The sequence below is a fragment of the Weizmannia acidilactici genome, assembly GCF_008974185.1.
In the GTDB taxonomy this organism is placed as follows: domain Bacteria; phylum Bacillota; class Bacilli; order Bacillales; family Bacillaceae_C; genus Weizmannia; species Weizmannia acidilactici.
The window spans coordinates 1-20,566 of record NZ_BKZP01000037.1; the positions used below are offsets into that span (position 1 = coordinate 1).

Annotated in this window: 14 protein-coding genes, 3 pseudogenes and 1 riboswitch; of the genes and pseudogenes, 10 read left to right on the plus strand and 7 right to left on the minus strand. The window is 46.6% G+C overall.

Annotation, left to right across the window (positions count from 1 at the left end):
• Nucleotides 1-154 precede the first annotated feature (154 nt).
• A riboswitch (SAM riboswitch) is annotated at nt 155-257 on the plus strand.
• Between the two features lie 137 nt (nt 258-394).
• From BpJC4_RS13550 to BpJC4_RS13560, 3 genes are all read left to right on the plus strand, one after another.
• Nucleotides 395-1,501 carry a 5-methyltetrahydropteroyltriglutamate--homocysteine S-methyltransferase gene (locus BpJC4_RS13550; protein WP_151679647.1) on the plus strand — a complete coding sequence of 369 codons (1,107 nt, stop codon included), beginning with the start codon at nt 395-397 and terminating at the stop codon, nt 1,499-1,501.
• A gap of 92 nt (nt 1,502-1,593) precedes the next feature.
• On the plus strand, nt 1,594-2,559 hold the full coding sequence (locus BpJC4_RS13555) for a 2-hydroxyacid dehydrogenase (protein ID WP_151679648.1): 966 nt from the start codon (nt 1,594-1,596) through the stop codon (nt 2,557-2,559).
• A gap of 193 nt (nt 2,560-2,752) precedes the next feature.
• A complete protein-coding gene (locus BpJC4_RS13560) occupies nt 2,753-2,911 on the plus strand; it encodes a PTS lactose/cellobiose transporter subunit IIA (RefSeq protein WP_216643734.1) in 159 nt (52 codons plus the stop codon).
• A 190-nt stretch (nt 2,912-3,101) separates the two neighbouring features.
• Here BpJC4_RS13560 and BpJC4_RS13565 read toward each other — a convergent pair whose 3' ends face one another.
• From BpJC4_RS13565 to BpJC4_RS13575, 3 genes and pseudogenes are all read right to left on the minus strand, one after another.
• The gene (locus tag BpJC4_RS13565; protein WP_151679649.1) at nt 3,102-4,121 is read right to left on the minus strand and encodes an asparaginase; all 1,020 of its coding nucleotides are present in this window, start codon (nt 4,119-4,121) and stop codon (nt 3,102-3,104) included.
• Nucleotides 4,122-5,168: 1,047 nt separating this feature from the next.
• Nucleotides 5,169-5,318 (minus strand): annotated as a pseudogene (locus tag BpJC4_RS17170) (IS1380 family transposase); the annotation flags it as partial.
• A 262-nt stretch (nt 5,319-5,580) separates the two neighbouring features.
• A complete protein-coding gene (locus BpJC4_RS13575; RefSeq protein WP_151679651.1) occupies nt 5,581-5,835 on the minus strand; it encodes a hypothetical protein in 255 nt (84 codons plus the stop codon).
• A gap of 316 nt (nt 5,836-6,151) precedes the next feature.
• Between BpJC4_RS13575 and BpJC4_RS13585 the strand changes: the two are divergent.
• The 7 genes and pseudogenes from BpJC4_RS13585 (at nt 6,152) to BpJC4_RS16720 (ending at nt 11,478) form a co-directional block, all read left to right on the plus strand.
• A pseudogene (locus tag BpJC4_RS13585) lies at nt 6,152-7,713 on the plus strand (multicopper oxidase family protein).
• 193 nt (nt 7,714-7,906) lie between these two features.
• Nucleotides 7,907-8,482 carry a TetR/AcrR family transcriptional regulator gene (locus BpJC4_RS13590; RefSeq protein WP_151679653.1) on the plus strand — a complete coding sequence of 192 codons (576 nt, stop codon included), beginning with the start codon at nt 7,907-7,909 and terminating at the stop codon, nt 8,480-8,482.
• A 78-nt stretch (nt 8,483-8,560) separates the two neighbouring features.
• Nucleotides 8,561-9,775 (plus strand): YhgE/Pip domain-containing protein, encoded by a 1,215-nt coding sequence (locus BpJC4_RS16700; RefSeq protein ID WP_253718641.1) that lies wholly within the window; start codon nt 8,561-8,563, stop codon nt 9,773-9,775.
• 8 nt (nt 9,776-9,783) lie between these two features.
• Nucleotides 9,784-10,044 (plus strand): hypothetical protein, encoded by a 261-nt coding sequence (locus BpJC4_RS16705; RefSeq protein ID WP_253718640.1) that lies wholly within the window; start codon nt 9,784-9,786, stop codon nt 10,042-10,044.
• Between the two features lie 124 nt (nt 10,045-10,168).
• Nucleotides 10,169-10,243: pseudogene (locus BpJC4_RS16710) on the plus strand (hypothetical protein); the annotation flags it as partial.
• A 108-nt stretch (nt 10,244-10,351) separates the two neighbouring features.
• A complete protein-coding gene (locus BpJC4_RS16715) occupies nt 10,352-10,753 on the plus strand; it encodes a hypothetical protein (RefSeq protein ID WP_253724325.1) in 402 nt (133 codons plus the stop codon).
• Nucleotides 10,645-11,478 (plus strand): YhgE/Pip family protein, encoded by an 834-nt coding sequence (locus tag BpJC4_RS16720; protein ID WP_371862193.1) that lies wholly within the window; start codon nt 10,645-10,647, stop codon nt 11,476-11,478. Before BpJC4_RS16715 ends, BpJC4_RS16720 begins: the two co-directional genes overlap by 109 nt.
• 505 nt (nt 11,479-11,983) lie before the next feature.
• On the opposite strand, the gene BpJC4_RS13605 is transcribed toward BpJC4_RS16720, so the two are convergent.
• The 4 genes from BpJC4_RS13605 to BpJC4_RS13620 all read right to left on the minus strand — a co-directional run bounded on the left by BpJC4_RS13605 (nt 11,984) and on the right by BpJC4_RS13620 (nt 20,295).
• Nucleotides 11,984-13,279 carry a TIGR02679 family protein gene (locus BpJC4_RS13605; protein ID WP_151679654.1) on the minus strand — a complete coding sequence of 432 codons (1,296 nt, stop codon included), beginning with the start codon at nt 13,277-13,279 and terminating at the stop codon, nt 11,984-11,986.
• 259 nt (nt 13,280-13,538) lie between these two features.
• Nucleotides 13,539-17,645 carry a TIGR02680 family protein gene (locus BpJC4_RS13610; RefSeq protein ID WP_151698039.1) on the minus strand — a complete coding sequence of 1,369 codons (4,107 nt, stop codon included), beginning with the start codon at nt 17,643-17,645 and terminating at the stop codon, nt 13,539-13,541.
• On the minus strand, nt 17,642-18,805 hold the full coding sequence (locus BpJC4_RS13615) for a TIGR02678 family protein (RefSeq protein ID WP_151698044.1): 1,164 nt from the start codon (nt 18,803-18,805) through the stop codon (nt 17,642-17,644). The genes BpJC4_RS13610 and BpJC4_RS13615 overlap by 4 nt, the downstream gene beginning before the upstream one ends.
• Nucleotides 18,805-20,295, minus strand: a complete 1,491-nt coding sequence (locus BpJC4_RS13620; RefSeq protein ID WP_151679657.1) for a TIGR02677 family protein — start codon at nt 20,293-20,295, stop codon at nt 18,805-18,807. The genes BpJC4_RS13615 and BpJC4_RS13620 overlap by 1 nt, the downstream gene beginning before the upstream one ends.
• Nucleotides 20,296-20,566 lie beyond the last annotated feature (271 nt).

The window sequence follows — 20,566 nt, forward strand, 5'->3', positions numbered from 1 at the left end:
TTACTTACTATTTATTATATTTTTAACCGGCCCTATATTTCAATCTTTTGTACCCAATTTTACCGCCTATATTTTTAAAATTAAACTAATTTTCATCTTGACAAAATCACTTAAAACATTTAAAATGATAGTAAATTAAATAATTTTAAAAAAATTCTTATCCAGAGAGGTGGAGGGACTGGCCCTTTGAAGCCTCGGCAGCGGTCTTTTTGAAGAACTGTGCCAATTCCAGAAAGCAAATTGCTTGAAGATAAGAAGAGTATCGGTTTCATTTCGCATCCTAACCTCTTCTTATGCCAAGAAGAGGTTTTTTTATTGCACGGCCGTACATAAAAGCAATTTCTTTCTGCGCACAGCAGCCGGTTTAAAAAATTTGCAGAAAGAGGGAAAAACAATGACAACAAAAACCATTGCGAAAGCACCATTTAAAGCAGACCATGTAGGGAGTTTACTTCGGCCACAAAGAATCCATGAGGCCAGAAAAAAATTTCAAGAAGGAACCATTACTGCGGCGGAATTAAGAACAATTGAAACGGAAGAAATTAAACGAATTGTTGATAAACAAATTGAAATTGGACTAAAAGCTGTTACCGATGGCGAGTTTAGACGGAGATTTTGGCATACGGATTTCATGGAACATTTAAACGGGGTAGAAGGTTACATCCCTGAACATGGTTATCGATTTGTCGGTGTTGAAACAGAAGCATATGATGTCCGTGTAACCGGAAAAGTTTCCTTTAATCCTGATCATCCGCATTTGAAAGACTTTATAGAGTTTAAAGAAATTGTTGGTGATCGAGCGATTGCAAAAATGACCATCCCAAGTCCAAACCAATTTTTCAATGCAGGCATTCGCAATGAAGAAATTTATCCGGATATTGAAGAATATGCAAAAGATATCATTCAAGCTTACCGGGATGCAATCAAAGCTTTTTATGATGCCGGTTGCCGTTACTTGCAGCTTGATGATGTCTATGTTGCCGGCCTTTGTTCACCAAAACTTCCATTTTCCGACAGTGAATTGGAAAGAGAAAAATTAATCGACCTGGCTTTACGGGTTGCAAATGGTGTTCTTGAAGGCAAACCGGCAGACCTGGTTGTTACAACCCATCTATGCCGCGGAAACTACCAATCGACTTGGGCTTTTGAAGGACCATATGATAAGATTGCTCCCAGTTTCTTTGCAAAAGAAAAAGTGGACGGGTTCTTCCTTGAATACGATGATGAACGTTCCGGCGGCTTTGAACCGTTAAAATATGTTCCGGAAGGCGGCCCGAGAGTCGTGCTCGGGATTTTCACCTCCAAAAAAGGCGAACTTGAAGACAAAGAAACCATCAAAGCCAGAATTCAGGAAGCTGCCAAATACGTTCCGCTTGAACAGCTCTGCATCAGTACCCAGTGCGGATTTGCCTCCACCCACCACGGCAATCTTTTAACAGAAGCGCAGCAGTGGGAAAAGTTAAAATACATCGTGGAGACCGCAAAAGAAATTTGGGGGTAACTGATTTTGACAAAGCCTGAGAACCAGGCTTTGTTTTTTATGGTAAAATAAGAATATTCCATATTCACGATCAGAAACAGAGGGGGGTTATCATGAAAGTTATCGTATACAGCGCAATGCCAGAAGACCTTATTGAATCTCTGCGGGAGCATTTTGAAATCAAACATATACCGGACTGCCATACATATACGGATCTTCTGCCCGATTTAAAGGAAGCGGAAGGGCTGCTCGGGTCCGGACTCCGGGTGGACAGCGGGCTGCTGGACCACGCGCCCAACTTAAAAATTGTAAGCAATATTTCAGTCGGCTATGATAATCTGGACATCCCCGAGCTGACAAAACGCGGCATTATGGCAACAAACACACCTGGCGTCCTGGACGATACGACGGCGGACACCATCTTCGGTATGATGCTTGCCGCCGCAAGGAGATTTACGGAACTCGACCGGTTTGTCAAAGAAGGAAGATGGAAAGCGCCGGTTTCGCAGGCCGAGTACGGCATCGACGTCCACCATAAAACGCTCGGCATCATCGGCATGGGCAGAATCGGGGGCAAAATCGCAAAGCGGGCACATTTCGGCTTTGACATGAACATTTTGTACCATAACCGTTCACGGAATATGGAGGCAGAAAATAGATATGGCGCAACATACTGCGGGCTGGATGAGCTTTTGCAAAAGTCCGATTTTGTCTGCCTCATGACGCCACTTACGCCTGAAACCCGCCATCTCATCGGGGAACGCGAATTCAGGCTTATGAAAAAAACGGCCGTCTTCGTGAACGGGTCAAGGGGCCAGACCGTTGATGAAGCTGCTTTAATCAGGGCGCTTGAGCGTAAAACAATCTATGCCGCAGGGATGGATGTTTTCGAACAGGAACCCGTTTCACCCGATAACCCGCTTTTAAAAATGGAAAATGTCGTCACACTGCCGCATATCGGCTCGGCCACGCACGAAACGCGCTATGCGATGGCAAAACTGGCCGTTGAAAATTTAACAAAAGGGCTGCTCGGACAATGCCCGCCGAGTTTGATTAACCGGGAAATCTTTCAAATTTGAAAAGACGACCGGCCCAAAAAATTTTTGACCCATTCCTGCAAAACCCGGGCGGTACCTTCACCAGTAAAACAGGCTGTAATCACCGCCCGCCCTTCCGCTTACGTCTATAAAAAGAGGAAGGTGAACGTTGTTGGATAATGAAGAAGCGGTATTTCATTGATTTAACATGGTGGCAACGCAAGAGGTGGAACATATGAAGCGTTGGATACCGCCGAGCAATTTTGACTTTGATAAAGCCGGACGCCATCTGAAACTGGCAGAGAAAGAAACTTTGGCCGGCCAAAATGCGCCGAATCTTCTGATGATCCACGCCCAGGACCATGTGATGACAGCTCAGTCTGAATTGCAATGAATCAAACGTCTCATAGCGAATATAAAGTCATCCACAAACTGGAAGAGAACGTATCCACCATCTGGAAAAAGATCCGCGGCCTATGGCTTAAAGCCTGGCCGCGTTTTTTCACTTGAACAGATAAACGAGTAAGCTTGGAGAATTCGCAGATAAATGCCTCGGATTCGCGGATATTTTTTATTACAGCCGGCTATTGCTGTATTTTCATTCCGCTTCTACCCCATTCTGCCGATAAATCATAAGCGATCGGCGTTTCAATGATGTTTTTCACTTGTGCGGGATCCTTCGTTTTCCCGAGGGCCCACATCAATTTCGGCACGATTGCTTCCGTGTTTATGTCGCCGGAAACGATGACAGGGTACTGTGCGACTTTTCTCCCAACTTCATACAGATACAAATCATGCCCTTCTTCCAGACATTGCGTTGAAATCATAACAGCAATGCCCGCATCCGTCAGTTCCTTGATTTTCGGCAGCAAATTCCGCCCTTCAAACGGCACACCGCCGTTCCCGAAGCTCTCAATAATAATGCCTTTATAATGGTCTTTCAAAAAATCAAAAATCTCCGGCTTTGTGCCGGGATGCAATTTTAATAAAAACACATCCGTGCAGAGGCTTGTTTCCACCTTAAATTCCTGCTGCGCCGGCGCCGGTTTCCAAATATATCGCACTTCTTCCCCATCGATGTAAGCGACATATGGATGGTTAATGCTTTCAAACGCATCATAGCTTTTTGTCCGCATTTTCACTGCCCTCGTGCCAATGATGACACGCCCGTCAAAAACGACAAATACCCCGCCAATATCCTCGCATGCAAACCGGAGCGCATCGGTTAAATTTTTCTTCGCATCCGTTTTTTTAAAGCTGATCGGCACCTGCGAACCCGTAAGCACGACCGGTTTCTGAAGACCCTGCAGCATATATGATAAAGCCGCCGCGGTATACCCCAATGTATCCGTACCGTGGGTAATGAGAAAACCGTCATACTGTCCGTAGTTTTCCGCGATGGCCTCCGCCATTTCCACCCAGTGCTCCGGCTGCATGTTCGTGCTATCGCGATTCATTAAAATCCGGGCCGTCACATCCACAGACAACAATGTATTTTCAAAATACTTCAGCAGATCCTCACCCGAAAGGCCCGGTTTCAACCCTTCATCCCCTTCAACCGAAGCAATGGTCCCACCCGTTGCCAACAATAAAATTTTCTTCACCCATGTCACACCTTCATTTTCGTTTGTATGTAAACCTCAATGTAATACATGTATTATAAATTGTTTCAATAGGAACATCAATTTCTTTTTACGTGTCTACCATTAAATTCCTCTACATTGGAACCCCTTAAGCTGCTCTAAACTTGCAACTTAAGGGGTTCCCGTTTTGAAATGATTAAAAATTTTCTCCCAATGTTTGCTTCTACCGTGATGTTTATATTGCTTTTTCGCCGCAAAAGCTATTACATTGATCATTAAATAGAAAAACAGCAAAATAAACGAAAGAAATAAGGTTCCTTTTTGCTGAACGGAAATGCCGTTCACCCGCAAACAATAGATTTTTACAAATAAATAGAAATACAAAAACATAAGGGTCATTTCCGAAACGACACCTTTTATGCCTTTTCCCGAACGGATTTTTATAATTTTTCCTGAATCCGTGACGAAAACCTAATGAATGGTTTTCGTAGGTAGGTTTTCCAAGCTGAATTTCGAAAAATAACTGATTTTTTGTTCTATTGTATTTTGCTTCATTGGTAAGTTATGAATGTACACTATTTGAGCAGTTTTATGGCATGCCAAATAAACTTGCCGTTTCCATTTTTTGCAAGTTTTTCTGTCAACTCCGAATTTCATGCCGGCATTAGAAAAAAGCATAATAAAGGCGCTCAAAGGTTGGACGCCATTTGTTGGTTAAGCTGACTTTTAGTTTCCATTGGCGCCCCTGGTAACCAGCTTCGAAGCCATGATGATCATGTTCTGGATGACGGTTCTAATTCTCCTCCTCGTGGCTCTCTTTTTCAGAGGGGCATCCTGTTCTCTCAAGCCTTCCTGCCCGATGTAAGCGAACATGGGGGCGTAACCGTCACAGCCTTTATAGGTTCTTTCCACGCCTTCCTTTTTCGTCTTGGAATTGTCAAATGGGGAGACATCTAGGTCAACCGGTATATATGCCTTGTCTTTGGTGTAAACAGGGCTGATTTCAGCATTTGTCCGGCGGATGAGATTCAGTGATTCTTCATGCAGGATCTCTTTCCACTTTTTCGTCAAGGCAGCCTGGTCTAGACGCTGCCTTAAAGTCGGGCTGGAAGGAACCCTTTGGATATCCAAAGCCAGTTGAAAGAAGGCATCATCCCGGAATGTTTCAATATGATCAAAATCGCTTTTCCCCTGGCAAAGCAGGCCGATATAGGATTTGGCTACATCGCCATTGGAGCAGCTGCGATTTCTGGAAATCCCCGGCAGTTTATAGGCATTTAACTTTGAAACTAAATTTGTTTGATCTAGTAAATTTCCTACAATAATCCAGATTGGGCAACAATCCGTTCATTTGTATATTCTATAATAAACTTTTTCACAAGATCACCTGATTGTGGAATTGGTTAAATTGGATTTATGCCCATATTATACTAGATTTTAAGCGAATTGTATGACTTTGTGTGAAATTTTCGTCACGGATTCAGGTTTTTGTAAAAATAACATCTGCAATGACAGCAGCTGCGCAAGCAAAAATGAAGAATTTGGCTGCAATGGCCATCTTACCCCAAATATGTGCAGCATTCATTTCCACATAAAGAGTCAGGGAAACAAACTGCAGCAGAAAATAAAAACACAAAAACGGAACGGCAAATAACAAAAGTACCATACAAGCAACAATGGCGATTGCAAATATGTGATCGAATAATGTGTATGGATTTCGTTTTTTCGTTTTCATCCAGGAATCCCCTTAAACACTTTTCACAAATCAACCAGCACCGAACATTCAACCGGTTATTCTTCCGTGTACACAGCCCCGGCCGTATCTATGGTTCACTTTGCAAAAATAAAGACGCTCACAATTTTTTTCAACCAGCCCGTTCATACAGATTAAACTTTTCGACCTCATCATTCTTTGCAGTGGATGGCAAAACGATTTCAATCACCATGTCCGGATTTCCATTCCGCTATTTTTTTATTATAGCATACTGCATCTGTCCCTATCCAAAAGCCTCCATGATTCATAGTCTACTGTAAATGTATAATTTAACCGAATGGGAGTGGGAAGTTTGAGCCCAAATCTGAAGAAGTTTGTTGACCATCTGCCGCTGCTTAAAACCATCCAGCCGATACGAAAAGAAGAAGGGATTGCTTATTATGAGGTAACAATGGATGAATTCTGGCAAAAGCTGCACCGTGACTTAAGGCCGACAAGATTATGGGGATATAACCGCAGTTTTCCTGGGCCGTTGTTCGATGTCGCGCGCGGGGAAAAAATCCGGGTCAAATGGATGAACCGCCTGCCGCGGAGACATATTCTCCCGGTTGATACAACGATCTTAAACGGCATGGAAACAAACCTTCCCGAAGTGCGGACGGTCGTGCACCTGCATGGAGGTGAAACCGAGCCGGACAGCGACGGTTACCCGGAAGCCTGGTTTACCCCCAATTTCAGAGAAACCGGCCCATATTTTAAAAAGGAAATATACGAATACAACAACCAACAGCGCGCCGCCACTTTATGGTACCATGACCATGCAATCGGAATAACGCGTCTCAATGTCTATGCGGGACTTGTGGGCATGTACTTGATCCGCGATCAGGAAGAAAAATCTCTCAATCTGCCATCAGGCGCTTATGAGATTCCACTCATGATCACAGACCGGACGTTTAACAATGATGGTTCCCTGTTCTACCCGCAGCAGCCGGCCAATCCGACGCCGGAAACGCCAAATCCGTCTGTTGTTCCGTTTTTCCTCGGCGATACGATTCTTGTTAACGGAAAAGTATGGCCATATTTGGAAGTAGAGCCGCGGAAATACCGGTTCAGGGTTGTGAATGCGTCCAACACGCGCGCTTACCAATTATATTTGGATGCCGGGCAGCCATTATTCCAAATTGGTACGGACGGCGGTCTACTCAGGCGGCCGGCCCGATTGGAGAAATTGACACTTGAACCAGCTGAGCGAGCTGATCTCATTATCGACTTTTCGAAATATTCCGGCCAAATGATTACACTAAAAAATGACCTTGGCCCGAACGCCGACCCATCCGACCAAACCGACGACGTCATGCAGTTCAGGGTCACCCTTCCGCTTTCCGAAAAAGATACAAGCAAAATCCCGCAGTCTTTATCTTCTATCCCGTCCCCTTCATACAGTAATATTCAGGCAATCCGGCATTTAAAGCTGGCCGGTTCCGCCATGAATACGGCCGGCCATTACTGCTTCTGGACAACAAAAGATGGATGGATCCGGTAACGGAAACGCCACGCCTCGGTACAACGGAAATTTGGTCGTTGGTGAATCCAATGGCTTTCACGCATCCGATCCATATCCATCTTGTCCAGTTCCAGATTTTGGACCGCCGCCCGTTTGATTTGGATTTATATAATGAAACCGGCCACATCGTGTACACTGGCCCTGCCGTGTCGCCCGAACCGAATGAGCGAGGTTGGAAAGATACTGTGGCTGCACCGTCTGGACAGATCACGCGGGTCGTGATGCGGTTTGCCCCGTTTGCCGGCGATTATGTGTAGCACTGCCATATTCTGGAACACGAAGACAACGATATGATGCGGCCGTTAAAAATTACTGATCCAGAAAGCGCCGGGTAACGGCAATCGAGTTCCGGGCAAGTCCAAACATTTGCCCGGCTTTTATATTAATGTTAAATAAATTGTAATATCATTTTTCTTCCATTCTCTGCTATACTGAAATCGGAAATCGGTTTCATACCACTGTTTTTTTTACAACACAAAAACGGTTTGACTTAAATATTCATTCAGTCGAGAAAGAGAGGGGGGTCCTATGGCAGACAGGAAAAAGCTGATCATTGAAGCAGCAGCAAAATCATTTTCTGAATTTGGTTATAAAGCTACCACGATGGATCAGGTAGCAAGACGGGCGGGCGTCGGGAAAGGCACCATTTATACTTTTTTTAAAAACAAAGAGGATCTGCTCCAGTATATTATGGAAAGCCTGATTGCCGAAATGAAGCATTCAGCTGAAGAAACAATAGATGAGCGCCTTACATTTAATGAAAATGTCCACCGCGCGCTTTATAAAATGCTGGAGTACCGGTTCAAACACCAATTGGCAATCAAATTGTATGAGGAGGTAAAGCTTGGCACGCCGGAAGTGGTGGAGGCGCTGCGCTATGTGGAAGAATCCATTCTCAACTACATCAGTCAGTACATTGAAGAGGCGATACGAAAACAGGATATTTTGCCGTGCGATCCAAAACTAACTGCTTTCATTATACTAAAAATGTATATCGCACTGATTTTTGATTGGGAGAAAAATCATCCTCCCCTGACAAAAGAAGAAATTTCAAAGCTGTTTGAACTTTACATTTTCAAAGGTTTATCAATGGACAACCATTAGCTTTGCTCATGATTTCTTATTTTTACCCACAAATGACCAAATGACTATTTTAGTCAATTGTTTATGGAGGCATTCAAAATGAATGGCTTTACTTTATTTGGAAAAGAGCTAAAACAAATCTTTCATGACCCGAAAATCCTTATTCCACTCATTGCCGTTATTTTAGCGCCGATTTTATATGCCGGCATGTTTCTCTGGGCTTTTAAAGATCCATACGCAAAAATGGACAAGCTGCCGGTTGCGGTCATCAATCAGGATACGGGGGCAAAGATGGATGGGAAAACGCTCACCCTCGGAAATGACTTAGTGAAAAATTTAAAGAAAAGCGATGCCTTTGATTTTCACTTTGTTTCGGAAAAAAAGGCCATGGACGGGATAGACGGACGGAAGTATTATATGGTTGTGAAAATCCCGGAGAATTTTTCCAAAAACGCAACCACTTTAATGGACAAGAATCCGAAGAAACTCCAGCTCCAATATTTGCCTAACGACAGCTATAACTTCCTGTCCAGCCAAATCGGTGAAACCGCGATGTTGAAAGTGAAAGACAAGATGGCAGACGAAATTTCAAAAACATATGCGGAAACGATGTTCAAAACTGCCGAAAAAATGGCAGATGGTTTTAAAACTGCTTGCACGGGCGCCTCGAAACTCAATAAAGGGGCTGTAAAACTCAATAATGGTGTAACCGTTTTAAAACAAGGTGCCGGCCAATTGATTTCCGGCGCAGTTTCTTTAAACAACGGGATCGCAAAAGTAAACAACGGGGCGAAGGCAGCGGACACTGGTGCCGCCTCTTTAGACAGCGGCATGCGCAGTCTGCAGGCAGGCATTGTGAAAACAAATAACGGAGCAAAAGATTTGAACACTGGTGCAGGCAGATTATATGCAGGTGCGGTTTCTTTAAACAGCGGGGCCGGACAGGTCAATGCCGGCGCACAAGCCCTAAAAGAGAATCTTGAAAAAATCGCTTCCGGTTCCATCACTTTTACAAAAGGCATTTCCGACGCAACAGCAGGCGCAGAGAAACTCGCTTCCGGGACATCTGTATTAAAAACCGGGTTAAATCAACTGGCCACATCTGGCAGCCAGTCTTTGCTGGCAGGCGCCAAGCAGCTGCAAAGCGGGGCGGCTGGCCTGGAATCCGGCAGCAGCGAATTAAAGTCGGAACTGGAAAAAGCAGAGACTGAAATCCCGGCGCAATTTTTAGAAGGGACATTCCAACTGAAGGCAGGCGTCACGCAGATGAAAACAGATTTGCCGGCAGGACAAAAAATCTGTCCAGCCAGCTGAATTCAACCATGGAAAAAATGAGCAGCCAGCTTACAACGGCACAGTCCCAAATCAGCGCCGGCCTGGCAGAGAATCTTGCCTTGGCGATGATTGACACACAAGTCCAACAAGCAGATGACCTTGTGGAAAAAGTTGCTAAACAGGCGAATCCAACTATATCTGATGATCAAATCAAACAGTTGCAGCAATCCGCCGAAAATAGAATCAAAAGCCAGCAGCAAACAATAATTACAAGCTCAAATCAGCGCCGGATTAAGCGATTCGTTTAATCAGATTAAACAAGCAGCTGCAAGTGCAATTCCATCTGAGGATACGATTGCTTCAAACATTTCAATCCAAACCGATCCGGCTTTTGATCAGCTCAGTGCGGGCATTTCAAAGCTGAACGCCAATATTGAAAACGGCCAGGATGCCTCCAAAACGACTGTCAAAAGCAGCTTAAGCCAGCTTTACGCAGGGGCTGCCGCATTAAACAGCGGGGCTGCAAAACTGAATGATGGAGAACAGACGTATATTGCCGGATTGCAGCAAGATTTGATCCCGAATCTGGCAAAAGCAAGCGAGGGGGCAGCCGATGTGAATACGGGCGCAGTGAAACTGGCAAGCGGATTGGAACAGATCGACAGCAGTTCGGGAAAACTTGCAAACGGAGCAGGGGAACTGGCTGACGGATCAACGGCACTGGCAGAAGGCACGAGCCAATTGCAATCCGGGTCTTCACAGCTTGTGAGCGGTTCCTCGGATCTTAAAAACGGAGCTGATGCCCTCGCTTCCGGCACGAAACAGTTACAATCCAGTTCAACCCGACTGGCCGGCGGAACGGCCAAGCTTGCAAACGGAACCGGAACGCTGGCGTCCGGAACCGAAAAATTAGCAACCGGAGCTTCACATCTTGTTTCCGGAACGAAACAACTGGCCGGCGGTTCCGGCAGTTTGTCGAACGGGGCGAAACAACTAAAAACGGCACAAAGGAGTTAAAAAATAAATTAGGAGACGCTGCCAACACGGCAAGCGCCGTTCAGGCAAACAACAAAACTTACAACATGATGGCTGATCCTGTCAGCCTCAACACAACGCATTACGACCGGGTGCCGAATTACGGAACCGGCTTTACACCTTACTTTTTGTCTCTGGGGCTCTTTGTCGGGGCGCTGATTTTGACGATCGTCTACCCGCTCGTTGAATCAGCAGGCATTCCGAAGAACGGCTTCAGCTGGTTTTTCAGTAAATTGAACGTCCTGTTGATGGTCAGCATCCTGCAATCCGTTATTGCGGATACGATCATTCTGGCTGGTGTCGGCATCCATGTTAAAAATGTTCCGTTGTTTATCTTGTTCTCGATCTTAACAAGTTTAACATTTATGGCGCTGATCCAATTTTTGGTTACTTATTTGCAGAATCCTGGCAGATTCCTTGCGATCGTGATTTTAATCCTGCAGCTGACGAGCAGTGCCGGAACTTTTCCATTGGAAGTGATTCCAAAATTTATCCAGTGGTTTAACCCGCTGCGGCCGATGACGTACAGTGTGCGCGGATTTAAAGCCGTTATTTCAAGCGGCGATTACTGCGCCATGTGGCAAAATGCCGGCATCTTGTTGATTTACATTATAGCCGCCGAACTGCTCACACTTCTGTATTTTCTGATCCATTATCACCGCCAGTACAGGCAGCTGCATGAACATGCGATTCCAGCTGAAGTTTAAAGACAATTGTTGCTACCTGGCAATAAATGTCAGGCAGTCTTACTTTTTTTAAGCGAAAAAGCTGTATTCATACCGGAATTTGCTGTTCCGCCGATTTCCGGGGACTTTCCGCCGATTTTTTTGGGGTGTTCGCCGATTTTTCCAGGCACTCCGCCGATATTTAAAGCTGTTTCGCCGATTCCGTAAAACAGAACGGGGCGGCCGGCCGCATTTACGGAGCATTCGGCCATTTTTTAGGCGTTCCGAAATGGCTCTTGCTTCTCTTCTGTCTGCATTTATGCCGTTTCACCGATTTCCGGGGACTTTCCGCCGATTTTTTTGGGGTGTTCGCCGATTTTCCCTGGCACTCCGCTGATATTTTAAGCTGTTTCGCCGATTCCGTAAAACAGAACAGAGCGCAAGGACAAGGGGAAAGCAAATCCCGGTTTGAAGCTTTCAAAATCCCCACTTATTTCCAGGACACTCTGCTGATTCCGCACCCGGCCATTTCCGCTTTTCCGTTTCCTCAAATTCCGTTTTCGTTCACCAATGCTTTTTTCAGATCCTCCACGAGCATGTCCACCAACCCTTCCTGGTAGCCGGCTTTTTTCTTTGCCCGCATTTCATCAGCCAGCCGCAGCAGCTCAGGGGAACTTACAACATCCAATTTGGAAAGCCGGCCGGAAATGTCTTCATCCGATAAAATCTGCCCATAAGCATCCGCATCCATCCGCCAAAAAATCGTACGACCCGGGAAACGGTCGTGCAGTCGCTGCGCCATTGCCACACCTTCCGGATCAAGGTCGCCGGAATAATAAAACGTGCAGTTGGACGCGGCAAGAAGCTGCAGCACGATCCAGGCCGCTGTTCGAAACTGGCCGTGCGTACAGATGACAGGCGCATCGGGCACTGCATCCAACAGTGTCGAGCACACGCTGGAATTCTCGATGATCCAAACTTTCCTGCCCACATGCGGCCAAATTCTTGAAACATGCAGCAATTCTTTTACCGGCACATTCATTACCGTACCCGTCTCCGCTGCTGCCTGCCAAACCGGGTGCATCCCTTTTTCCGTTTCCGCCAAAAACCCGCGGCACGTCACAAAACTCCACAAATCATCGCGCATCAGCCCGGAATTTCCAAACAATTCATTCAGTTCTTCCGTCGTTTTCGGCATCGCGTCAATCAGACCTTTCCGGAGCTGGTCCACGTACAAACAATGGACGAGCAGCCTGCCTTCAAACCGATTATTGTCAAAGAAATGCGGGTTGCCCGTTACGCGCTGGGCAAACAAGGGAATGCGTTCATACGCGTCTTCTGCAGGAAGCGCCTTGTAAGCTTCGAAAACGGTCTTCAACTGTCCTAAAAGCGCATCCTGATCCTGCTTGTACGCACTCCAAATAAACCGTGTATCGGCAGACTTTTTGGCAATCCGGTCCCACCACCATTTTCCATCCGGCATTATTCCGGCAAGCGTTTCAATAAATTGCTCCTCTTTTAGTCTTTCCATCTCCCCTTCTTCCGCTTTTGAAAAAATTTTCTCCTGTAACACCGCTCCAAGCAAGTCCACGAAGCGGTACTGCCCGAAAACGGTCGGTGCCAGCGCTTTTTCAAACGTACGCAGAGAAATTTTCTTTTTTTCCGATAGCGAATCAGGGGAAGTGCCGATCAGCCCGGCAACCGCCTCCAGTTCCTTCTGTGAAAAACCGGAAAGGCTGACCGTGCCTCCGACATGGCCGAGCGAACGGTATTTTTCTTTAAAGAGGCGGAAAAGTTTCAGCATCCCCGGTTCCTTCCTTAGCATTTCAATCGGGTCATTCATAAAAGCAAACTCCTCCATCATGATCATTCTTAATAAATCTAAAAAGCAGCTTATTGGACGGAAATTCAATCTTGTCACCCATAAGGATTCAAGAACAATTTTCGTAAGGCTATGTTTATAATGACAGCGAAATCCGCTTTTCCGCCAATCCCGTACGCAGGAGTCTCAGAAATGAGCGATCATCAACAATGAAATCTAACAAAACAATTCTTAAAAAAGCCGGAAAAGCTCCGGGTCCTTCCATAAGCATTCCAACTGCTCATTCCTGCAAAGCAAGTTCCTCTTCCTCCGGATCCAATACGAGAGAACGTTTATGGCCGTCCCACTGGTAGCGGATGACCGTTACATAATCGGCATTTTTCGGGCGAACAAGTTCGCAGATGGCAAGGCTTGAAATCGTGTCGTAATCGCCCCACAGCGCCTGCGAATTCATAATGTAATTGAATCCGAGCTGTTCGACAACTTCAAACATGTCGCGTATATTGTTTTCATCGACGCCGGCAAATGCTTCATCAAGGGAGATGATATACGGCGCCATATCCCCGGCTTCCAAATAGCGCGAATACGCTGCGGTAAAGAGCGGGATATACATCGCCATTGCTTTTTCCCCGCCGCTGAATTTGAAAAATGCAGTATTGGTCAGCTCGCGTTTTGGTTCCCCGGCACGCTTGTACGACAACACAAACTGGAACCATTTCCGGTAATCGAGCACTTCTTTTAACACTTGGTGCAATGTCGAACCTTCATTGCGCAACTGGATCAATTCCTTGGCAGCCGCAATCCGCGAGCGGAAATGTTTTGTTATCCGGTTTAAATCATCCTCGTTTAAAAATTTGCTGTTCCGCTGCAGCAGGGCAACAAGTTCTTCTGTGTCGAGCTCGTCTTCAGAATCCGCTGTTTTTGGTTTCCAGGCAATTGAAAAAGTTAACCCTGATGAATTGTCGCGGCTTTTCATAATGTGGTCCATTTCTTTCACCCATTTGGAAGCCCGCTGGATCCGGTTCCGCAAAATGACGCCAACTGTATTAACAATGATATCCTCATACAACTGGCGGTCCTGCTCATCCAAGTAACTTTGCAAATTTAAAAGTTCTTTTTCAAGCAACTCGAGCACGGTATACGGGCTCACCCGCTGGCCGCGGTATTCCATCTGGATCAGGCGCCTGCCCCGTAAACTTTCCCACTCATGTTTAAACGTTTCGTAGTAGTCATCGAGTTTTTCCGAAAACCAATCCGGCTCGTCCGATTCTTTTGTAAACTCAAACATGCGGTATTCCGTCAAATTGGATTGCTCATTAATAAAAATTTTCGTCAGCTGTTCGTTCAGTTTTGCACGGTCGTATTTTTCAAGGATACCGGAAAGTTGCGCCAAAATCTGCCCCGGTTCCACTTTTTCGACTTCAACAAAACGGAGCACCGCCTCTTCTTTTACGAGTTTCTCCCATTCCGCCGCCATATTGGCCCAGAATGCCGCGCTCTGTTCTGCCTGCAAAAGTTCCTCCGCACACTTTTCGAGATCCGATTCTTTTTTCGGCTGCGCTTTATAAAAATACGAAACTTTTTCTTCCGCCTCTTTCAGTTCATGCTGGACTTCCTGGACACGGGCGCGGACCTCCTCAATCCCCTGCAGTTTCAGCTGCTGTTCAATTGCTTCGATATCGGCCATTGTTTTTTCCCATTCCGACTGCCGGACGTTCTGCTCGCCGCGAATCTCATCGAGTTCCTGTTCTTTCTCCCAGATACTGTCAATCAGCCGCTCAATCATTTTTCGGGCAGACTGCCACCTTTCAAAAATGAGTTCCAGGCTGTAGAGATGGTCCTCGTAGTTTTTCGCCGCCATCAGCGCTTCATCGAGCGGCCCGCACTTGAGCGTAAGATTGATCCCGGCACCTTTTTGATGAAGTTCCACGCGGATGTTTTGCATCTTTGTGTACACTTCTTTCCACTGCCGATCTACTGCATTTAAAAATTCCTGCTCGTTCTTTAAGCTGCGCGACGTTTTTTCAATTTGCTCCTCAATATCGCGCAAATCTTTGTCATTGGGAATTTCCCCTTTCCAGCGCTCCGCTTCCCGGACATCATTCTCCAGTTTCAACTGCCGGCTTTCGATCTGCACGAGGGCAAAGCGGGTTTCGGCCATCCGTTGTTCCGCTTCCCTGATTTTCTCTTGCTGGTACCGTTTTCGGGATGTCCTGCCAATAAATTTTGACGGTCCTTCATCCGGGGCATGCCCAACAATGCAGCCGATCGAAAACGAACCGTCCACATCAATATGGAAGCCGCCATCCGACGGTTCCAGTGAAATGCTCCGCAGTACTTCATCAATGCGTTCGGCTGATACTGGGCTGTCTTCATCCAAATCAGGGCGCAAATAATCAGCAAGCGTGTATCCCAAAATCTGCGGATTCGGCCGGATGATACGGTCATGGACAGGTGCAACCGCTTCTTCCATGATTAAGCTGTCTAAAATCCCCGTTTGCTTGAGCGCCGCTTCAATGCGCGCTTTTTGCCCATCCGTAACATGGTCCTGGAATTCAACCGCGGCATAAAACGGCATAAAGCGTTTCCCCGCTTCATCCAGGCTTTTGCGGAAAGCTTCCGTATCCTCCGCGCGTTCCGGGTTGGCGAGCTTCAAGTTTTTCCAGTATTCCCGTTCTTCTTCCGCTTCCTCCAATTCCTGCTGTTTTACCTGTTTTTCCTGCTCAGCCTTCGAAATTTCCGTGCGCACGTTTAAAATATAGTCATGAATCGCCTTCACGATTTCTTCACGGACCGCTTCATAACGGTTTTCATCATACAGCCCGTCAAGCGCACGGGCAATAAGCTGCAGGCGCTCATCCGTAATGTTAAGGGCCGGGTGCTGTTCAATCCATGAAAATACAGCATCTTCCAGTTCCTGCTTTTGCTCTGTAAACCATTTTTCTAAATGGTCCAGATTTTTACGCAATTCATCGATTACTTGTTTTTTCTCCGACGATTGGCGCTGCAGGCGGACATGCTCTTCGCCGAGGCGTTCTTCTTCCCCTGCAAGCCGCCTAAGTTCGCGCAAAATTTCCGAATGCTGCTTTGCCTCCCGCTTCCAAACGGCAAAATCAAAAGCTTCTTCCTGATGGCGTCCAAAATCCCCCGCATTCACTTCATGCTGGCTGAATGCAGCTTCTTCGGCATCCAGCGCGAGTTCATCCAACATTTCCCGAATGCCATGTTCATGCTGCCGTAATTCTGCTTCGGCCCGATCCTGTTCGAGCCTGTCGCGCCGAAGCTGGTCTTTTTTGGCATCCCATTTTTTCTCCAGCTCGGCAATTGCCGTTTTGAGTTTTGTGGCTCTGTCCTGCTTCTCGCTTTTTTCCTTCTCTAGCCGCCATACTTCATGGTGCTGCAGCCGTTCTTGTTCCGCCTTCAGCACATCCTGCTTCTGCTCGTAATGCTGCTTTTCTGCCTCCATCTTTTCAATCGCCTGCCGGAGTGCTTCACGGCTGGTTTTTAATGTTTCCACTTGCTGCTTTGTTTCCTTAAGCCTCCCGCCCGCCGAATGCCATTTTTGGGCACGCTCCGCTAAAATATACTGGTTGTATAGATGGTACTGCTGGACAAGTTTTTTCGTTGATTCATGTTCCCGCTCCAGCTGCTCCAACTGCTGCTGTGTTTCGTCCATGCTTTCAATTGTGTCGGACAAATGGCGGAGCTCGTCATCTGTCAGCGGCGGCAGCGCGGACTCCAGAATTTCATAGATGACGGTCGGCTTGAAATCTTTCGACAGCTTCGGGCTTCTAAGCTGGATCAATAGCTTAATCAAATCTTCAAAAGCTTCCATTGACTGGAACCCGAAAATATATTTATTGACAAGCTCCATGTATTCTCTTTGCGAATGGACAACATGCCCCCCGAGCCCGATCCGGTTCTCGAGCTCCTTCGCCGACAGTGGAATGCGTTCAGACTGGCGGTTGTGCGCCAATTCAAAATCATAGCCGATCCGTCGGTTATCGGCCAGCACAAAATACCACGATTTCAATGTCTTATTGCGTTTTGCCTGCATGCCGATGCCTGTTGTGATATACTGTTTTGTCCCTTTCTTTTTATATTCCAAGAACAAATAGCCTGTCCGCTCATCATGGCCGGAGACTTCTTTTTCCCCTAGCAGGTAGTCTTCCATTTTCCTTGCTTTTGACCCAAACGGATCAAGCCGGTCAGGAGTTTTTTTCCCGTCGAGCAAAACCGGCAAAATGCTTTGCATCGTCACCGATTTCCCTGAACCGTTTGTGCCGCGCAGCAGCAGCTTGCCGTCCGCAAAATGGAAAATTTCATCGTCGTAATACCAGAAATTCAGCAGGCCAGCGCGGTTCATCACCCATTTTCCTTCTGTCATTTTTTCGCATCCCCTTTCTCAAAATCTGCCGGATACTCGCCCGCAATCACCCCTAAAAGCGGTTTGATGCAGATCAAGGATGCCGCTTCATCCGTTTCGGCCATCATCCATTCTTTCATCGTTTCGACTAGTTCCGTGCAGACCGCCTTTGTGCCGGCGTCGCGGAAATGCTTTGCCCACCCGCTTTCAAGGCGGGCGCGCATTCCATCGATCAGCGCTTCAAATTCGCCGTCTGTCAGCAAAATTTCTCCAGACTCGTTCGGCACATATTTTTCCGGGTGGTCGTGCAATTCTTTCGACAGCTGCAGCATCAAATCCGTTGATCCCTTTGTATTCGGATAAACTTGATGATAACTGCGCGGTTCGGCGGTCGACAAAAACGCCGTATTTTTAAAGACATGGAGCTTGTAATTGCTGTGCTGCTCAATGTCTTCAGAAAGCCGGTTGCGGAAGTTGCGGATATAAAGAAAATCCAAATCCTGCGAATCCGTCCGGTACACCCCCGGCGAGAAAAACAATTTTCGGTACACCCGTTTGCGGCGCTCGTCTTCCTGGTTCAGCTTCCAGTCTTCTTCAAGCAGTTCTGTCCAATCCCGGTAGCTCGTAAAATCATCCGGAAAGCTTCTTAAAAAATAGCGGCTGTATGTTGTCGCTTCGTATAAAACTTCCTGTTCTTCGTACGTGTCAAACCTAGAAATATCGCCGTCAATCGTGCGGATCAACCGGAATTCCATCAACACTTGAACCGCCCGGATTAGAGACTTGCGGTGCGTATAAAGCGTCCAGTCAAGGCCGTCTTCCAACGGATAATTGCTTTGAATTTCCTGGCACAGCTCGGATAAAAGAAACTGTTCATCTACCGCCTTCCCTTCCAAAAAGGAGAGGGCGCAGCAAAAAATCGCATAGTCCATCGGCTCCTGAAAATTTTGGATCCCCATCCACGCCTCGGGTTCAACTGGAATTTTTTCCAGCTTGATAAAATGCTGGTGGATAATCAGCCTGAGCCCAAATTTTTCACCGATGTAGCGGCGCAGCACTTTTTCGCGTTCGCGGATGAGCTGGTACCAGTCGGGATGTTCGGAGCGCAAAATCCAGTAATGATGGAATAACAGATCCATCCCCTGTATCGCTTTTTCATCAAAAATCTGTATCGGTTCCATCAACTGCCTCCCCCCACGAACTGAAAGACAGCATCCGGCATCGTCAGTTTTCCGTCTTCCGATTCCAGTATGATCATTTTGTCCTTATTGATGGAGACCTTCACCACCATCCCGTAATCCGTCTTCACTTCGTGGTTTTTTGCCGCCATCGATTTTCCGATCCAACCGAGTAGCACTTTCCTGACAAACGGTTCGACCATACCAACATCGGCAATCCGGATTTCGCCGTCTTTCATATATTTTTCGATCAGCTGTTTTTCCTGTTCGCGCTCCTTTAAATACGCGAGCCGCTGCTTTTGTTTCTGTTCGCGATTGGACCGGAAGGCACCCGGTTTTGTTTTCTCGCGATACCGGTTCGTGCGCGGCTTGATCTCCCGCATTTCCGGCGTCTCTTCCCACGTCTCGACATGAAGGTTATCGGTCGTTGCCTCTTCCAACTGCAAATGCCGCACCGTCATCGCGCCGAACACGACGGACGATAATCTATGCGCTTCTTCAAACGTCCGGCATTCGACAAACCATTTGGCAAGATGCAAATAATCTTTCTTGCGGCTCCGGAAATGCTGCTGCCGCTCTCCGATCCGCTGCACGTAGCGCGCCATTCTCCGGATCATTTCATTCGTCTGCAGCTGCAGCATCTCCAGTTCGCTCTGCGCCGTGCCGCTCCCCAAAAACCATTGGCGCAAGGATCCCCAATATTCCTGAAACTCCTGCAGCCAGTCTTTTGTGGACAGTGCTGCATCTTCCAAGCGCGGGATTGACTGTCTGTGCTCAACCAATTTTTCAAAAAACGGCGCCATTGCCTCGAAATCGAGTTCGCGCAGCCGTTCCTGGATTTGCAAAGATGTTTTTTGCAGCGACACGATAAAATCGCGCAAATACGCGGTAAATTGGTTTTTGTAAACAAGAAAGGCTTCTGTCTGCATGCGCTGCGTCGTCTTTTCGCTGTTGATATAAGCAATATAATCCGCCGTGTTCGTCCGGATCGTCTGGAAGAAATGGAAAATATCTTCCCAAATATGCATATAATCTTCAGCAGGCTTAACCAGCGGCGTTTTCAATTCGGTTTCAAGTTTTACCAAAGCCTGAAGCAGCCGGTCAAACTGCGAACGTTCCAAAGAACCTTGGAACTGGTCGCCCAATTTTTCCAGCTGGATTAGCATCCGCTCGATTTCAACAGTGTACGGTGTGCACTGGTAGCGGAACCTTTTTTTCTTATATTCTTCGATCGTTTTTGCGTTCGTCATATCCTGGCGGGCAACGAGATTATTCCATTTCACGAGCTGCGCCAACTGCTGATGCAGCTGTTCTTCTTGATAATCGTGAAACTCCGGGATCGAGCGCAGATATTCGAGCACTTCTTCAGGGGCAATAAAATCGCGCATCCGCTCATGCTGCCGGTAGAAAAAACGCAAAATCACCCGGTACTGGGCTGCTGAATCCGCCGTCAAGTAACTTGCTTCGACAACTTTCTTCATGATTTGGTCCAATTCGCTTCACCACGTTTTATTTGGTAACTTTATTGTATAAGATTTGTAGAACTTTGAACATGGAAAAAGCGGCTAATCGCCGCTTTAACTAAAGACTATTTTGACAAAATTTTTACATCGGGATGGTCTTTTGACGCCTTATAAAGGCCACGAAAGATATTTTGTAGTTGTTTAAATCAAGCTTTTTCAATTGTTTTTAAATTTGTCCATTCAATGGTATTCTTAGACATGTTAGACATGGGAACGAAGAAGTACCGGGCAATGGTCGACA